Raw genomic sequence first — 14,445 nt, 5'->3', positions numbered from 1 at the left:
CGCTTCGCCGCCGAACCCACTGCGTCGAGGGCTGCTGCTGGTTCCAGGGAGTTTCGGGGAAACCCCTTTCCTCCTGGGTCTGGCCGGCAGACACACAGCCCAAGACCACTGCACGCGTGTAGAGCGTCCAGGGCCGGAGAGTGGTTGCTCCTGCGATGACCCGGCACACGCAGTGGGTTCGGTCGTGAGGCGGCCATCGCCTACTACACGCCGGCCGCCCCGAGCGGCTTGAGAGCAGCGACCAGGAGGAACCGCGGGGATGGCCGACGCGCAGCCGCCTGCCGAGAAGGTCACGGCAGAGGCCAAGCGCCTGAAAGGGATGTCGCACCAGGCGTTCTTCGAGGCGTGGATCACGTACGTACAAGGCGGCACCGACCCGCAGGCCCCGCGGGAAGTGCAGGCGACAGCCTTCCGCTCACCGGAGGTGGCCAGCCGCACGCTGGCTGCCGCCGACCGAGCTGCTCGGGAATTCAAGTCGGTCGTCGTCCGCAAGGAAGGCGAGTCCAAGCGGGACTACCAGGCCCGCATCAGCGACTTCCGGCAACAGCTCCAAGAGGCTCGGCAGCCGATCCTGGCTGCCGTGGAGGATCTTGCCGCAGATGAGGCCGAGTATCTGGCGCAGCTCGACGACGAGGCGTTCGCCGAGGAGTGGTCGGCGTTCGTCCGAGAAGCCGCCGGCAGCTCCCGCTCCGGCCGCGACTACGTTCAGGGCCTGGCGTTCCGCTCACCCGAGGTGGCATCTCGGACGCAGGCTCTGGCGGTGCGCATGCTGCGCAACCCGCAGGGCTTCCTGCCCGAGCTGGAGGGCGAGTCCCGCACGGCGCGTCAGGCACGCGTTGAGCAGTTTCGCTCGCGGCTGGAGGCCGAGCTGCGTTTCCTCCAGTACACCCTCAATTTCATGACGGCGCGGTGGGGCCGGATGCCGGCCGCGCCGAACTACCGTCTCCAGGCGATGCGCCTTCTCGCCGAGAAGTACCCGGAGGAGTTCTCCCGGTTGCGCAACGCGGTGCGCGACGACGCGCGCCAGGCGCGCGAGGAAGTACGGCGTGAGCGGCGCGCCGAGCGCCGGTCGCAGACGCGCTCCGCGAACTGACGACGCACCTGTGTTCTGGGGCGCGCCCGATCCGGGCGCGCCCTTCTTCATGGCCGCGCGCCCTGGCGCCACCGTGGCGCGCCGCCGTCCGGGCCGCGGTACGCCACGGTCGGCGAGCCGAGCAGCCGCCACCTGAACCCGGCCGCAACTCCTCCAGGCGCGCCTGTATGCGGCGCGCGCGGTGAAACCGCAGGCCAGGGCGGGGCGCGCCACCCGTAGCGCGCGCGTTCCGGCGGTGGCGCGCGCCTGGCGCCGGCGGGCTCCCGAGGAGCCGGCGCGCCTGCGGCAGCGCGCCGAGCCGGGCGCGCCGCGCCGCCGATCACGCATCGTCGCGCCGGCGCGCTCCCGGCTGTGACGGGGCGCGCCCGCCTCGAACACCGCGGCGCGCCGAGACGCCCGAAGGCGCGCGCCCCGAGAAAGGGGGAAGCGCGCCACCGGGTGGCGTAGGGCGCGTGGCACGCCTTCGACGGCGGCGCGGAGCGATACGAGGGGGCGCGCGTCTCAGCCCGGTCCGGGGGGCGGGACGAGGCGCGCCCTGGGGCGCGCCCGGCTTCGAGCGCGCCCCTTGCCTCACCCGGCGGTGACGAGGTCGGTGTAGAGGGGCGCGAACATGTCGCGGATCTTCAGCTCCGGTGTGCCTGCACGCCGGTAGGTGTTGGCGATATCCCGCTCGCCGCGCTCCTCCAGGAGACCGATCACCGTGGGGCGGTGTTCGATGACGTACGTGCGCAACTTGGTCATCGGCGGCGGCGCGCCCTCATCGCGGGGGGAGATCGGCGCCAGGTGTTCCTGCATCGTCAGGCCCATGATGCGGGCTTGGATCTCCGCCTCGGCGAGCAGCACCCCCATGACCTTGTTGATCTTGTTGGCCTGGGCAGGGCGGGGCCGGGGGAGGTCCTGCGGCTCCTCGGCTTCGCTGATCTCCTCGGGCCGCTCGGCAGCGGGCGGCTCCTCGTCCGGGGGCGGCGGCACCCCGTCGTCGATCGGCTCAGGCTCCTCCGCGTCCGTCGGCTCGTTCTCTCCGTCGGCCACGCGATCCGGCGAAGAGCACGGGCTACTGTGCGGCTCGCCGTCCTTCGCTGCCTGTGCCTGTTCGACCTTCGCCTTGAGATGCTCCAGCGACTTGGTGATCAGTTCGTCGGCGCTCATCGTCCCCCACGCGGTGTCCGTCTGCACGGCCGTGAGCGTGCGGCGGCCGTGATGTTCCCGCAGCCCGCGCAGGGCGTTCTCGGGGTCGGCGGGGTGCATCAGGGCGTCGCGGATCAGGGCGGCGGCTTGCTCGCCGGTCAGGGCCGTGTCCGGCCGGGCGTGCTCGGGATGGGGGTCGAGTTGCTGAACCTGCTGGGCCCCGTGATCGTGCAAACCGGCGTCGGGCCGCAGCTCGGAGGTGGAGCGGGACGCGGCGGCGTCCGGCAGGCCAAGGTCGCGCAGCAGCTTGTCGATGGTGAAGTCGTGAAGACGTCGGGTCTCGCCGGGCGCGATCTCCATGTGGAGGGTCCGTACACCGGTGAGCCAGGCTTCACCGACGGCGTGCAGGTCCACGATCGCGTCGACGGCCGCGGGGAGGTTCTTCTCCGCCTTCACCTTCCGGGTCCTCTCGCGCGTCGGCTTGTCGTTCTCGAACGCGACGACGATCTCTGTGCGGGCCAGCAGCAGACACGGGCCCTGGTGGCGGCGCAGCAGCCACAGCACCTCGCCCCACCTGTCCTTGGCCCGGTTCCACAGATCGGAGTCGACGACGACCGGGTCGTCGAGGGTGGGCACGCGGGTGCGGTTGCGCTGCGCCTTACGGATGGCACGGTGGCGTGCATACAGGGCGATCTCGTCGCTGAGCATGTCCCATAGAGAGGTCATGGAGTCGATGACCAGCATGTTCGGTTTGCCGTCGACGCGCGGCTGGTGGTTCACCCAGCGGATCGCGTCGAGGATGTCCTGGTACGAGCCGTCGTGCGGGACGATCTCATAGTTGGCGCCTGGGACACGGCCGTAGTAGTCGGCCGTCCCCTCGGTACCGCCGATCTCGATCCAGTAGGTCATGCCGATCAGGTCGGAGCCGGAGCCGCGTGCGGCTTCGAAGCTCTTGCCGGTCTTCTCCGGGCCCGTCAGAAGGATCATCGGGGGGTTCGGCTTGCCGGTGGGCTTCCGGCTGGTGCGGGTGCGCTGGGGCGTGGTGGGTCCAGCCACGGAACGGGCCTTTCGCTTCGGGTCTTTCCGGGTTGCTCTCCCGGATGGTGCGGCGCGGAGGGCCTTAGCCTCTCGTTGTGACGCGCGCTGTACTATTTTAGCGCGTCGGTGGGGTTGATCAACCCCTCACCAGCAGATCAAAGACCGGATTCTCCACAGGAGGATCGATGTCCTCACGGTGGCGCCGGTACCAGGCGTCCAAGTCCCGCGCCTCGCCCGCGGCCTCCCGCAGCACCGTGGCCGGCGCGACCTGCCAGTAGGGCACCGCCTCGGCGTACTCGGCCCGCACGGTCTCGACATCCCGGCGGCACAGGGCACGCGCGATGCCCTCCCACGGCTCGCCACCGAGCACGACCAGGTCGAGGAGGCCGGTGACCGTCACCCGCAGCCGCCGCGCCGCCTCGATCCGCTCCCGGGCACCTGCGGCGCAACCGATGCCGCCCACGCCCTGGCGGGCCAGATCGGACAGGTCACGGTGCGCGCGGGCGGCTGCGAGACGGGCCAGGGTCTCGGGCGTCATGAAGGACCGATCCGATCGTGCCAGCGGCGAAACCCCCGAGACCGGGTGCCTCGCCGCGAAGTCGTGCAGGTGCGGTAGATCAGGATGCCTGAGAGGTCCCGCTACCGGCTTCCAGACCGTCCAGGTCCACGCCGTCGCCGCGCTCCTCCTGCTTCTCCGCCCGGTAGCGGGAGTCGAACCGCGGGCCCACACGCTTGCGGCCGTTCTGCGGACTCTGCCCCAGGCGCCGGCCGAGCTGGGTCGGGTTCAGGTCACCGCGCGCGGTGAACCGGTGATGCTCCTCCGCGTCCCTGGCCCGCTTGTAGATGGCGTACAACTCCTCCTCGGACAGCACCTCCACCGGCTCGATCTCCAGGGCAGTCTGCTGCTCCTCCTCGGCCTCCGCCGACGTCGTGTCCTGCGGGGCCGGCATCAACGGCTCGTCCGGCGGCTCGGGCGTGCGGTCCTGGGGCTGGTCGGCAGGCACCTTCACCGCCGGACGCGGTACGGCCGGGGCCTTGCGTACCGGGGCGGGCACGGGGGCCGTGGTGTCGAGCAGTGCGCCGGTGCCGTTCTCGTCGACCCAGTCGGAGCCCGCGCCGCGTGCACGGACGAACCCGGAGATGTGCAGCCCGAAGCTGCCGCCGAGCGGCACCATCGCGGCGACCGCGCTGCCGATCGCGTACACGTACACGCGGTGCTCCGCCATCACGGTGGGGGCGCCGCCGTCACTGAACCACTCGGAGAGCGCGACCATGGCGTGGCCGACGTTCGCGGCGATCGAGATGCACAGCAGGAACGCAAAGATCAACCACAGCGACCAGTAGTAGCCGCCCTCTGCGCCGCGCTCGGTGCGTTTGCGTATGGAGGTGACGGCTCCGGCGTTGAAGGCGAGGAGGAGTTCGAGGGACCCGGCCATCGCGCCGGCCGCGAAGGTGGGGAAGCCGATGAGCGTGCCGGCCCAGTGGAGTTGGTAGAGGGAGGCGAGCATCATCCCGAAGCCGGCGACCGCGGCCCCGATGCGGAGGTTGCGGTGCCAATCCCTCAGGTCCCGCTCGCCCTGGGTGATGGCGCGTACGGTCGACAACTTGGGCACGACAGCCCCTTTCGTTCGGGTCTTGCCCGAAGACCTATGCTCATCGGCCCTCGGGTTGCCCAAACGATATCCCCTCCGCCCGCCGGCGCGCTGCCCGTGATCGGCTTACGCCCCCACCAGTCGTCGCGGGCACGCGGTTCACCAGTCCAGCGGCTTGTGCGGCGTGCGGCGATCCGGCCCGACGACCTTCGCCAGGTACGCCCGGTCCTCGATCCGCGAAAGCAGCCGTTCGCCGAGTACCGCCCGGATGGCGTCGCGCCGCAGGTTGGTCGAGAACACCGTCGGCCTGCCGGACGCGAGGCGGGAGCCGACCAGGTCGGTGGTCTCCCGGCGCACAAACTCCGTCTGCACGCCGTCCATCTCGCCGCACAGCTCATCCAGGATGAGCAGGTCCGGCTCCTCGACATGACGCCGCCGAATCGCGAAGGCGCTCATGCCGTCGGGGCCACCGTCCGGACGGCGCCAGGCGAGGTACGTGGCGTGCTGCACGAATCGCACGAGCAGACCCCGGCCGCTGGCCTCGTTGCCCAGCGCCGCCAGCGCGGTGGTCTTCCCCGAGCCGATGTTCCCCGCCACGATGAAGTGCAGCGTGCTCGGCCGCCCCTTCGCCCGCTTCGCTTCGACGACCGAGTCCAGCCAGCCACCGAGCGCCTTGGGACACTGGTTGTCGTCCAGGTCGCACAACTGCCACTTCAAGTAGTCGTCGTGATCCGCCGCTGCCATGCTGTTCCTCCACGCGAGCGTCCGGGCACGAGCCTTGGGGACCGAGATGTCATCCCACAGCTCGCTCTCGCTCCCCTCGGGCGGCGCGGGGACGCCGAGCTGCGAGAGGTCCGCCCCGCCGCGCCGGAGCGCCGCAAGCGTGCGATCCGAAATCTCGAACAACTGCTTCGGCTCGTATTCGGGGTTGAAACGCTCGGCGGTCATGGCGCTCACCGCTGGTTCTCCTCTCGCATCAGGCGGGGACGACGCCGAACATGACGCCGTCGTCGGGGGCGGAAGGGGCGGGCGGCCCGACGGTGTCCGTGCCCCAGGTCGCGGCATCGTTGTAGGGGGCGGGGCGGCCGCCGTACTGAGCGGGCATCGGCTTGTTGTTCAGCTCGTCGCTCAGCGCACGCTGGAACTGGTGTGCCGTGGGGAAGTGCACCCCGGTGCGCTGGAACGCCTTGGCCACCTGCTTCTGCGTGTACTCGGCGTCCAACGCCTGCTGGCTGAGTTTGACGAGACCGAAGTACCAGCCGGACCGCTGCTTGCCTGCGTACGGGCCGAGATGCTGAACGGCATGGTCGTAGTACCAGGTGGCGACTTGCTGGGCCGGTGTCTTCGCCTTCGTCTCCTCGGCCGTCTCGTTCTCCTGCTCGCCGGGACTGGTCGGTTGGGCCTTCTTCGCGGCGGCGCGTGCGGCGGCCGGTGGAACGCGGCGCGACTTCTTCTTCGGCTTCGGTTCCGGCGCAGGTGCAGGCTCGGGCTCGAACTCCAAGTCGAACTCGGGCTCGTCCTCAAGGGGGACGTCGTCCGGCCGGGCGTCCGGGTCGACAGCGAAGCCGTCCGGACCGAGGGTGTTGTCGGGATAGCGCACGCGGAACGAACCGTCGGGCTGCTCGACGACCGGGACGTCCAGCTTCTTGCCGAAGGTGATGTAGTCCTTGGCCCACTGCTCGACGGCGTACACGCTGACCGCAGCGCCCATGGCCGTCTTGCCGTCAAGGAACCGGCGCCGCTCCAGGCGGTAATAGCCGTGCGCGGCCAGCTCGTGGAGCGCCTTGCGGACGGCATCGCGTCCTTCGCGCCCCTCGCCGCGCGCGAGTTGTTCGGAGCGGACGTTCCAGCTATCGGCCTGGTCGAGGCAGTAGGTGAGCACGCCCAGGGCACGGAAGCTGATGCGCGTGTCACGGGCCGTCGCCGACTCGACCGTGACAAACAGGGGGCGGCGGTTGTGGCGCACCGCGCTGCGGGTGTTCACGCTGCTGCCCCGTTCACCGTCTCCTGCGGCAGCCGGAAGTGGGTGTGCCACGTCCGGCGGCCGAGGCGGCCCATTTCGTACACGCGCCGCGATTCGGCCATGCCCTGCTTGCGTAGCTCGGACAGCGGGCCACGCGACTGGTGGTTGGTCAGGTTGCACGCGTCGGCTGCGTCCTGCACGGTGACCCACTCACCGTCGCTCTCCAGAACGAGGTAGCAGTACAGGCGAAACGCGCGGTCGGATATGCCTTCGGCAAGTGCCGGGGCAAGGTGGGTGCGGGTGGACAAGGGGGAGTCCTTTGAGGGGGAAGGGCCCGGCCGCCGCAGCGAGGCGGCCGGGGTGTGTTCGACGAGGGCGCGTGTTACTGCTGGGCGTCGCGGCGAGGCGCGGCGGGGAGCATTGGCACCCCGCGCAACAGGCCGTCAAGCTGGCCGTTGTGGAACGCTTCCAGCACGGCTTCCTGGCCGTCGTCCTTCCAGGAGCAGGTCACCGAACCGGTGGGCTTGCCGCCGGGGATACGTGTCAGGCCAGGGATCACTTCACCCGTCGCCTTGTCGACAATCGCACCCGTTGCTGTGTCGTACTTCGCGCGCTTGATCATCGCGTCGCGGAAGGCGGGACGCGCCCGGATGATGACCTCCGCTTCGCCCTTCTCCTCAGCGAACTCAGTGAACGCCTCCTCGTCACCGACGACGTACTTGTCCTTGGAGACGGCCACTGTGTACGTGGCGACGGCCACACCGCCGACCTTGGCGTCGATGCTCTTGGTGCTGCTGTCGGGGTCGTCGTAAGCGGCGAGCAGCGGGCCCTTCACGGCAGCGATCTTCTCGTCGATCACGGGCACGACGCGGTCCTTGAACAGCTTGGCGAAGACCGACAAAAGCGCGGCATCGCCCAAGGACAGGGCAGGCTCCGGCGTGGTGGCGTCGTCGTACGACATGGGGGTCCTTTCTCACCCAAGGCACATGCGGGCCAGGGCTTTTCGGGTCTGTCCCGGGCCGGTGCAGAGGGTTCCGCCAAGAGGTACGTCAACCGGCGAAATCTGTGACACCAAGACCCAGGTGGCTGAGTTGCTCTCCCAGCCACAGCAAATAGTACAGCACGCGGCACGCTGTGCTCTGTGCCATCCGGAAACTCCCGGGCCGCCCGTACCGCACCGGCCCGACGACCGCGACGCCGCGACGTAAGCACCTCCCACCTCCTACGTTCACCGCGGCTCTCCCATCCCCGGTGACGTCGCCAGGGGCGGGCGGGCTCCGGTGCCGCCCCATCCGGAACGAGGGCGACACCGGCCCGGCGGCGGGCGCGGCCCGGCCATGACGGCATGCCCCGCTTGCGAGGCGGGGCGCCGCGGTTGAAGTCCGCGGGCTCGCAGACCGCGCCCACCGCCGGCACCACGAACCGGAAGGAACACCGTGACCGAGACCGTCCCCGCGCCCCGCTACACCACCTACGTGCCCCTCACCGACCTCGCCCCCGCACCCGGCAACCCGAAGAAGCACGAGGTCGAGCGGATCATCGAGAGCATCCGCACCCATGGCTTCGTCGACCAGCCCATCACCGACGAGCGCACCCACACCATCCTCGGCGGCCACGGCCGCCGCGAAGCCCTGATCGAGATGCAGGCCCGCGGCGAACGGCTCCCCGGCGGACTCCTCGTCGACAACGACGGCGGATGGCTCGTCCCCGTGCAGCGCGGCTGGTCCTCCCGCTCCGACGCCGAGGCCAAGGCACTGAACATCAAGCTCAACAAGATCGCCACCGACGGCGGTTGGCGACCGCGCTCCCTCGCCGCGTACCTCGAAGACATCGTCACCGAAGACGCCGAGCTGTACGACTCGCTCGCCATCTCCGAGGACGAGCTGGACAAGCTGCTGCGCCAGGTCGACCCCGAGACACTGCCCGGCGCCGTCAACGAGGACCAGGCCGCCCCGCACCTCCCGGACGCGGGCGGCGACGGCCCGGGGGACAGCGGCTTCAGCGCGGACGACGAAGGACGCACACGCCTGACCACCTGCCCAGCCTGCGGCCACGCGTTCACCCCCGGACGCTGAGGAACCGCCGCATGCCCACGCACCGCAAGCCCCGCCGCCCCCGCGCCGGGCGCCCCACCCTGCTCTCGGAAGAGGTCGAGGCCCGCATCATCGCCGCCTCCCGCACCGGCATCGCCGTCGAACTCGCCGCCGAGGCGGCCGGCATCTCCAGCGCCACCTACCACCGGTGGATGGCCCGCGGGCGCGCAGAAGTCACCGCACGCGAGAACGGACAGACCCCCGACCGGACCGAGGACGCCTACGTCGAGCTGTTCGAAAAGGTCCGCACCGCCCGCGCCATGGCCGGCGCCCGCGCCATGGCCAACATCCGCCGGGTCGCCGACGGCGGCATCATCACCAAGATCACCACGAGGAGGTACCGCGACGTCGAGACCGGCCAGATCGTCGAAGAGGTCACCGAGGACCGCACCGCCCCCGACTGGCGCGCCGACGCCTGGTACCTAGAGCGGCAACACCGCCACCACTACGGCAAGGACGCCGCCCTCGCCGTCGAGATCACCGGCTTGGACAGCGGTGAAGCAGCGCAGGAGGACCAGGTCGACCTGGGCGCGCTCGCCGAACGCCTGAATCAGACGCTCTTCGCGGTGCAGTACCCCGACCCACCGGAGTTGGAAGGCACCAGCGTCGTGGACGCAGAAGTAGTCGACGGCTGACGATTCACCGCCCCACCCCAGGCGACGTGATCACTCGGACCGCGCGGAAGTGACGATGGCCAGGCAGGCAGCGCGCGACACAAACCCCGCCGACCCTGCACGGTGCTCCCTCCTGACTCACGAGCACCGAAGGACCACCATGCGAATCATCTCCCGCGACGAGTGGGGCGCGAAGCCCTGGAACGGCACCCCCGCCACCATCGACCTCGGAAGCCGCACCGAGTTCTTCGTCCACTACGACGGCGGCGACCACGTCACCCGCACCGGCAACGCCGTCATGCACGCCATCGAGGCCGAACACCTCGCCAACGGATGGTCCGGCGTCGGCTACCACTTCGTCGTCGACCAGAACGGCGCCGTCTTCGAGGGCCGCGGCTGGAACCTCCAGGGCGCCCACTGCCCCAACCACAACATCTCCGGCATCGGCGTCCAGATCGCCATCGGCGGCGACCAGGAGCCCAGCGCCAAGGCGCTCGCCGCCTGCCGCGCCCTGTACGAGGAGGCGTGCCGAAAGACCGGTCGGACCCTGGCCAAGAAGGGACACCGCGACGGATTCGCGACCGAGTGCCCCGGCAAGAAGCTCTACGCCTGGGTGCAGGCAGGCATGCCGGCCGGTGACTACAAGCCGACCCCGGACAGCGGCAACGCCATCGCCCGCTACCAGGTGACCATCAACGGCCTGACCTACGGCTACGGCGCCACGGGCGACCACGTCACCAAGGTCGGCGAGGCCCTGGTGAAGAAGGGCTTCGGCAAGCACTACTCCTCCGGCCCCGGCCCGAAGTGGACGGACGCCGATACCGAGAACTACGCCCTCTTCCAGCAGTCGATGGGCTACAGCGGCAAGGCCGCCGACGGCGTCCCCGGCGAGGACTCCCTCGAAAAGCTGCTCGGCGCCCTCCCCGGCAAGGCCACGCCGAAGGCCGCGCCGCCGTTCCCCGGCGCCGGCTACTTCGGCCCCGGCAAGAACAACGCCCACATCGCGCTCCTCGGCGAGCAGCTCGTCAAGAAGGGCTACGGCAAGCACTACACCTCCGGCCCCGGCCCCAAGTGGTCCGACGCCGACCGACAGAACACCCGCGACTTCCAGCTCGCGCACGCCGAGCTGAAGGGTGACGCGGACGGCATCCCCGGCCCACTCACCTGGAAGATCCTCTTCTCCTGATCAGCCAAGCCGCCCCGCCTAACGGTGGGGCGGCCCAGCCCACTTGAAAGGCCCCGCGTGGCAGGCGAGACCGTCATCACCTTGATCGGCAACGTGGTCGACGACCCCGAACTCCGCTTCACACCCTCCGGTGCCGCGGTCGCGAAGTTCCGCGTCGCCTCCACCCCCCGCACCTACGACCGGCAGACCAATGAATGGAAGGACGGCGAGAGCCTGTTCCTGACCTGCTCGGTATGGCGCCAGGCAGCGGAGAACGTCGCCGAGTCCCTGACGCGCGGCGCCCGCGTCATCGTCCAGGGACGCCTCAAGCAGCGCTCCTACGAGGACCGCGAAGGCGTCAAGCGCACGGTGTACGACCTCGACGTCGAAGAGGTCGGCGTCAGCTTGAAGAACGCAACCGCGAAGGTGACCAAGACGGGGGACAGCGCCAGGCCGTCACCACGGCAAGCCGCCCGGTATCCGACGATCAGTGGGCGACCGAGCCGCCCTTCTGACCCTTCCCCGATCGACAACGCGCCGCGCAGGTGATCACCCGCGCGGCGCGTTGTGTTACACGACCGGCGCGATCCACGCTTGCGGAAGCGCCAGCAGGGTTCCCTCGTCACCCTCCGAGCGCGTCTGTCCGTCGGAGATGGGAACCTCCTGGGCAGTGCCGTCGGTGGGCGGCTGCGCCGTCGCCGGGGCCGGCACCTGCTGCGGCTGCGGCGCCGGCGTTTGAGTGACCGGCGGGGCCGGGTCGACCGGGGCAGGGTCGACGGGCGTCGTCGGCGGCTTCTCCGGCTCGGGGCCGGGAACCGGCTCCGGCTTCCGCTCCGGTGCTGTCGGCTGCTCGGGCTGCTGCTTGCGCTCCTTCTCCGCCGGCCGCGGGTCCGGCTGCGCAACAACGTCGGTGGCGGGCGCAGTCCCCGTTGCCGTCCCCGACGAGTCACCGCTCGGACTCGCCCCAGATGCCGAACCAGCGCCCGACGGAGTCGGGCGTGGACCTGTCTCTGGCGACGGCTCAAGCCCCGCGGCGAGCGCCACGATGTCCGCCTCGCCCGGCCTTACCGAGGGGGGCGCCATGTCACCCACGCCAAGGACGGCCTGCGCCGCCAGTAAAACCGGCGAGTCGGCCTGAGGATCCTGCGCGGAGTACAAGACCGTGCGCACGTCCTGCGCGTCGAGCCCCAAAGTGCCCAGAGTGAGAGCGGCCAGGCGGGGCGGCAGAGGCTGCGCGCCCCCCTTCACGCTCGCCTGATGACCGGAAGCGGCAGGCTTCTTCGCAGCCGCAGCCAGTTCCGCCTCGTACCCCTTCAACCGCTCCTTGTCCGTGCCCCACAACACGTACCGACCCGAAAGAACCATGTTCGGGTATAGCTGCCGGGACGCGTCCTGCATGGCCCACGTCCTCGCATACTCCGCGGTCGCGAAGATCCTCAGACCGAGGCGGTCCTTCCCGTACGAGAACGTGAAGATGGTGGAATCCGGCCCCGTTGCGGCCTTGGTCGCCATCACCATCCCGTCGGAGTCGGTGCACTCCGCTTCCAGGTCGTCGGAGGGACTGCAACTGATCTTCCCCGCAACGGAGAAATCCTTGAAATCGCGAGCCGTGAACGGCTCCGGCCCCAGGTTGTGGTTGTCCTTCATCGCTTCGTCGCGCGCCGCGTTTCTCTCCTTGTCCGGAGCACTCACGGCAGTCGAAGCCGGGGCTGCGCCCGTGAAGTGCCCGACTGCCCACGCCCCCACGAGTGCCGGCACCACAGCGGCAGCAGCAGCCCACTTCTTCGCACGACCCCTCGCACCCCGGGGCGCAGGCGGTTCCTCCGAGTGCGGGGGAAGGTCGACGGGCGGGGCAGGCTCCGCAGGAGGCCCCAGCAACTCGTCGAAGTCCTTGAACTCGCAGTGATCACGTACGAGGCGCTCGACCTGTTCCAGGGGAAGATCCGGCATAGCGGAGCTGACCTGCCGCACAGCCGAGTAGAACGACTGCGGCCTCAGGAACAGGTGGCGCTCACCGTCCACGTTGACCACACCCACGTCCGTGAGCGCGACATCGTCATCGTGCGCGTCCGGAGGCAAAACGTGGATCTTGATGCGCGGCTCGGAGGAACTCACGGCCGAGCACCCGCCCTCGGGCAGCCGAGTATGGCTCTGCTCAACTCAGCCGATCTCTTTCTTCACAGCTCTGCAAGATCCGCGCGATACGGGCGGCCGTCTTCTCGGCCCGCTCGGGAGTGATGGCCTCGATGTCGGTGAGGACCAGGTGCCCGCCTCCGGGAAGATCCATCTCCTTGCGATGAATCTCCGGCTCGTCCAAGCCATCGCCCGTACCCGCGTCATCCCGGGACTCCTGCGGATTCTGCGCACGTTCGTACTCGCGCAGCATCGCTTCCCGGGTAGCCCGCACGCGGGCCGGACTGCGTCGGTAGCCGGAGCGCAAGGCACCCGCAGCCGCCAGCATCCGGCGGGTCTCCTCGTCGTGAGGGGCGGGCCCGCCCTCCAGCGCCCGCTCCAGGCGCTCGCTCTGGTCAGCTCGTCGCGACATGCGCCCTGGCCTCTCGTGTCTCAACCCGTGTACCGACGTACCTGCTTCTGCTCACTGCCGCCGTCAGCAGCTCCTCGATCAACTGGGCAGACGACTCCCCAGTCGGCATGACCTCGGCGAGCCGGCGCAACGACCGCACCGTCAGCGTACGAACAGCACCGTCCGTCTTCCCCATGATCTCCGCGGTACGTCCGGGGCTTTCCCCGTCGAAAAACCGCAAGATCAGGACCTGCTGCTGCTGAGGTCTCAGTTTATGCAGTTGCGCTGCCACGGCCTGGGCCAGAGCGCGACTCTCCGCGTACTCCTCCGGACCCTGGCCGACCCGAGGCCGGTCCAGCTCCAGGTGGTCGGCGTACAGCACCTCCGCAGGGCGCCGCTGCACGGCCCGCAAGTAGTCGAGCGCGGTGTTCCGCGCGATCGTGCGCAGCCAGGCCAGGAAGCTGCTGCCCGGCCGGTACTTACCGACGTTCTGGGCAACCTTCAGCCAGACCTCTTGGCACAGATCCTCTGCGACGTGCCCGTCTCGGATGTTGAACCGCACCCAGTGGTAGACGGTCTCCTGCAACTCCTCGTACAACGCCGCGATGGCGTCGGCCCCATCCGGCCCACCTGCCGCGGCGCGCGCGACCAAGCCTTCCAAGATGTCGGTCACGGCCTGTTGTCCCCCTGGGCATGTCTGCGCTGGTCTGGTGCTGCGCCGCCCTTCAAACCGGAAGATCACATTCCGTAGCGATGCGGAGGCAGCATAACCGGACACAAGCCCCAACGAGCCGAACAGGCCACCCACCCCCCGCAAAGCCCACTGTGATATACGTGCGGAACGTGCCAGGAGAGCAACCCGGCACCCACAGACCCAAACCGAAAGGGACCCGCAGCAGCCATGCCCGAGTTCACCAGCGCCGACCGCGCGCTGATGCTCCTGCCGTACGAGGAATGGATCTCCCTCGGCGAAGCCGCGTACTCCGCCGGCATCGACGAGGAAGCCGCCGCCAGCGTCGTACGCCTAGGCCGCCGCCGAGGCATCCTGCGCACCCGCGGTAACGGCCCGACCCAACAAGTCAGGCGGATCTACCCCGCCCCGCGCCGCCCCCACACCCCCAGCGATAGCGACCAGCCGCCGACGAATGCCTCGCCCTTCCGTCGGGTGTAACAGAATCCGGCGACGCACGTACGTACCAGTGCCGGACCGAACGAAACCGGCTCCACCCGGCCGG

General features: G+C 69.8%; 16 protein-coding genes. 6 read left to right on the top strand and 10 right to left on the bottom strand.

What is annotated here, in order from left to right; all coding sequences use genetic code 11:
• Nucleotides 1-259: 259 nt before the first annotated feature.
• The gene (locus tag ACQEVS_RS09735; RefSeq protein ID WP_433018032.1) at nt 260-1,093 is read left to right on the top strand and encodes a hypothetical protein; all 834 of its coding nucleotides are present in this window, start codon (nt 260-262) and stop codon (nt 1,091-1,093) included.
• 570 nt (nt 1,094-1,663) lie between these two features.
• Here the strand turns inward: ACQEVS_RS09735 and ACQEVS_RS09730 are convergent.
• From ACQEVS_RS09730 to ACQEVS_RS09700, 7 genes are all read right to left on the bottom strand, one after another.
• Complete coding sequence (locus tag ACQEVS_RS09730) at nt 1,664-3,277, bottom strand: hypothetical protein (RefSeq protein ID WP_433018030.1); 1,614 nt, start codon at nt 3,275-3,277, stop codon at nt 1,664-1,666.
• A gap of 118 nt (nt 3,278-3,395) precedes the next feature.
• Nucleotides 3,396-3,797: a hypothetical protein gene (locus ACQEVS_RS09725; protein WP_433018027.1), complete on the bottom strand. Its 402-nt coding sequence runs from the start codon at nt 3,795-3,797 to the stop codon at nt 3,396-3,398.
• A 79-nt stretch (nt 3,798-3,876) separates the two neighbouring features.
• Nucleotides 3,877-4,872 carry a type IV pilus assembly protein FimV gene (locus tag ACQEVS_RS09720; protein ID WP_433018024.1) on the bottom strand — a complete coding sequence of 332 codons (996 nt, stop codon included), beginning with the start codon at nt 4,870-4,872 and terminating at the stop codon, nt 3,877-3,879.
• A 138-nt stretch (nt 4,873-5,010) separates the two neighbouring features.
• Nucleotides 5,011-5,808, bottom strand: a complete 798-nt coding sequence (locus ACQEVS_RS09715; RefSeq protein WP_433018022.1) for a hypothetical protein — start codon at nt 5,806-5,808, stop codon at nt 5,011-5,013.
• A gap of 19 nt (nt 5,809-5,827) precedes the next feature.
• The gene (locus tag ACQEVS_RS09710) at nt 5,828-6,835 is read right to left on the bottom strand and encodes a hypothetical protein (protein WP_433018019.1); all 1,008 of its coding nucleotides are present in this window, start codon (nt 6,833-6,835) and stop codon (nt 5,828-5,830) included.
• Nucleotides 6,832-7,122: a hypothetical protein gene (locus ACQEVS_RS09705; protein ID WP_433018016.1), complete on the bottom strand. Its 291-nt coding sequence runs from the start codon at nt 7,120-7,122 to the stop codon at nt 6,832-6,834. Before ACQEVS_RS09705 ends, ACQEVS_RS09710 begins: the two co-directional genes overlap by 4 nt.
• A gap of 74 nt (nt 7,123-7,196) precedes the next feature.
• Nucleotides 7,197-7,775: a hypothetical protein gene (locus ACQEVS_RS09700; RefSeq protein ID WP_433018013.1), complete on the bottom strand. Its 579-nt coding sequence runs from the start codon at nt 7,773-7,775 to the stop codon at nt 7,197-7,199.
• Nucleotides 7,776-8,250: 475 nt separating this feature from the next.
• Here ACQEVS_RS09700 and ACQEVS_RS09695 point away from each other — a divergent pair, with 475 nt between their 5' ends.
• The 4 genes from ACQEVS_RS09695 (at nt 8,251) to ACQEVS_RS09680 (ending at nt 11,235) form a co-directional block, all read left to right on the top strand.
• Nucleotides 8,251-8,889, top strand: coding sequence for a ParB N-terminal domain-containing protein (locus ACQEVS_RS09695; protein WP_433018010.1), 639 nt, complete (start codon nt 8,251-8,253; stop codon nt 8,887-8,889).
• Between the two features lie 11 nt (nt 8,890-8,900).
• Nucleotides 8,901-9,542 carry a hypothetical protein gene (locus ACQEVS_RS09690; protein ID WP_433018008.1) on the top strand — a complete coding sequence of 214 codons (642 nt, stop codon included), beginning with the start codon at nt 8,901-8,903 and terminating at the stop codon, nt 9,540-9,542.
• Nucleotides 9,543-9,681: 139 nt separating this feature from the next.
• Nucleotides 9,682-10,707, top strand: coding sequence for a peptidoglycan-binding protein (locus ACQEVS_RS09685; RefSeq protein ID WP_433018005.1), 1,026 nt, complete (start codon nt 9,682-9,684; stop codon nt 10,705-10,707).
• A 57-nt stretch (nt 10,708-10,764) separates the two neighbouring features.
• The gene (locus ACQEVS_RS09680; RefSeq protein ID WP_433018002.1) at nt 10,765-11,235 is read left to right on the top strand and encodes a single-stranded DNA-binding protein; all 471 of its coding nucleotides are present in this window, start codon (nt 10,765-10,767) and stop codon (nt 11,233-11,235) included.
• Between the two features lie 21 nt (nt 11,236-11,256).
• Here the strand turns inward: ACQEVS_RS09680 and ACQEVS_RS09675 are convergent, their stop codons facing one another.
• The 3 genes from ACQEVS_RS09675 to ACQEVS_RS09665 form a co-directional block, all read right to left on the bottom strand.
• The gene (locus tag ACQEVS_RS09675) at nt 11,257-12,801 is read right to left on the bottom strand and encodes a hypothetical protein (RefSeq protein ID WP_433017999.1); all 1,545 of its coding nucleotides are present in this window, start codon (nt 12,799-12,801) and stop codon (nt 11,257-11,259) included.
• A gap of 40 nt (nt 12,802-12,841) precedes the next feature.
• Nucleotides 12,842-13,147, bottom strand: coding sequence for a hypothetical protein (locus ACQEVS_RS09670; protein WP_433017996.1), 306 nt, complete (start codon nt 13,145-13,147; stop codon nt 12,842-12,844).
• Between the two features lie 67 nt (nt 13,148-13,214).
• Nucleotides 13,215-13,883 (bottom strand): RNA polymerase sigma factor, encoded by a 669-nt coding sequence (locus tag ACQEVS_RS09665; protein ID WP_433017993.1) that lies wholly within the window; start codon nt 13,881-13,883, stop codon nt 13,215-13,217.
• A gap of 228 nt (nt 13,884-14,111) precedes the next feature.
• Between ACQEVS_RS09665 and ACQEVS_RS09660 the strand changes: the two genes are divergently transcribed.
• Nucleotides 14,112-14,381 (top strand): hypothetical protein, encoded by a 270-nt coding sequence (locus tag ACQEVS_RS09660; protein ID WP_433017990.1) that lies wholly within the window; start codon nt 14,112-14,114, stop codon nt 14,379-14,381.
• Nucleotides 14,382-14,445: the final 64 nt, after the last annotated feature.

It is taken from the genome of Streptomyces sp. CA-181903, assembly GCF_050937075.1.
Lineage (GTDB): Bacteria > Actinomycetota > Actinomycetes > Streptomycetales > Streptomycetaceae > Streptomyces.
The sequence above is the reverse complement of the archived record's forward strand: the minus strand, read 5'-3'. Positions and strand labels throughout refer to the sequence as shown.

Bases quoted from the DNA above. Each gene is read 5' to 3' on its own strand.
- ACQEVS_RS09735 (WP_433018032.1), top strand. From the start codon at position 260: ATGGCCGACGCGCAGCCGCCTGCCGAGAAGGTCACGGCAGAGGCCAAG.
- ACQEVS_RS09725 (WP_433018027.1), bottom strand. From the start codon at position 3,797: ATGACGCCCGAGACCCTGGCCCGTCTCGCAGCCGCCCGCGCGCACCGT.
- ACQEVS_RS09700 (WP_433018013.1), bottom strand. From the start codon at position 7,775: ATGTCGTACGACGACGCCACCACGCCGGAGCCTGCCCTGTCCTTGGGC.
- ACQEVS_RS09690 (WP_433018008.1), top strand. From the start codon at position 8,901: ATGCCCACGCACCGCAAGCCCCGCCGCCCCCGCGCCGGGCGCCCCACC.
- ACQEVS_RS09685 (WP_433018005.1), top strand. From the start codon at position 9,682: ATGCGAATCATCTCCCGCGACGAGTGGGGCGCGAAGCCCTGGAACGGC.
- ACQEVS_RS09670 (WP_433017996.1), bottom strand. From the start codon at position 13,147: ATGCTGGCGGCTGCGGGTGCCTTGCGCTCCGGCTACCGACGCAGTCCG.
- ACQEVS_RS09660 (WP_433017990.1), top strand. From the start codon at position 14,112: ATGCCCGAGTTCACCAGCGCCGACCGCGCGCTGATGCTCCTGCCGTAC.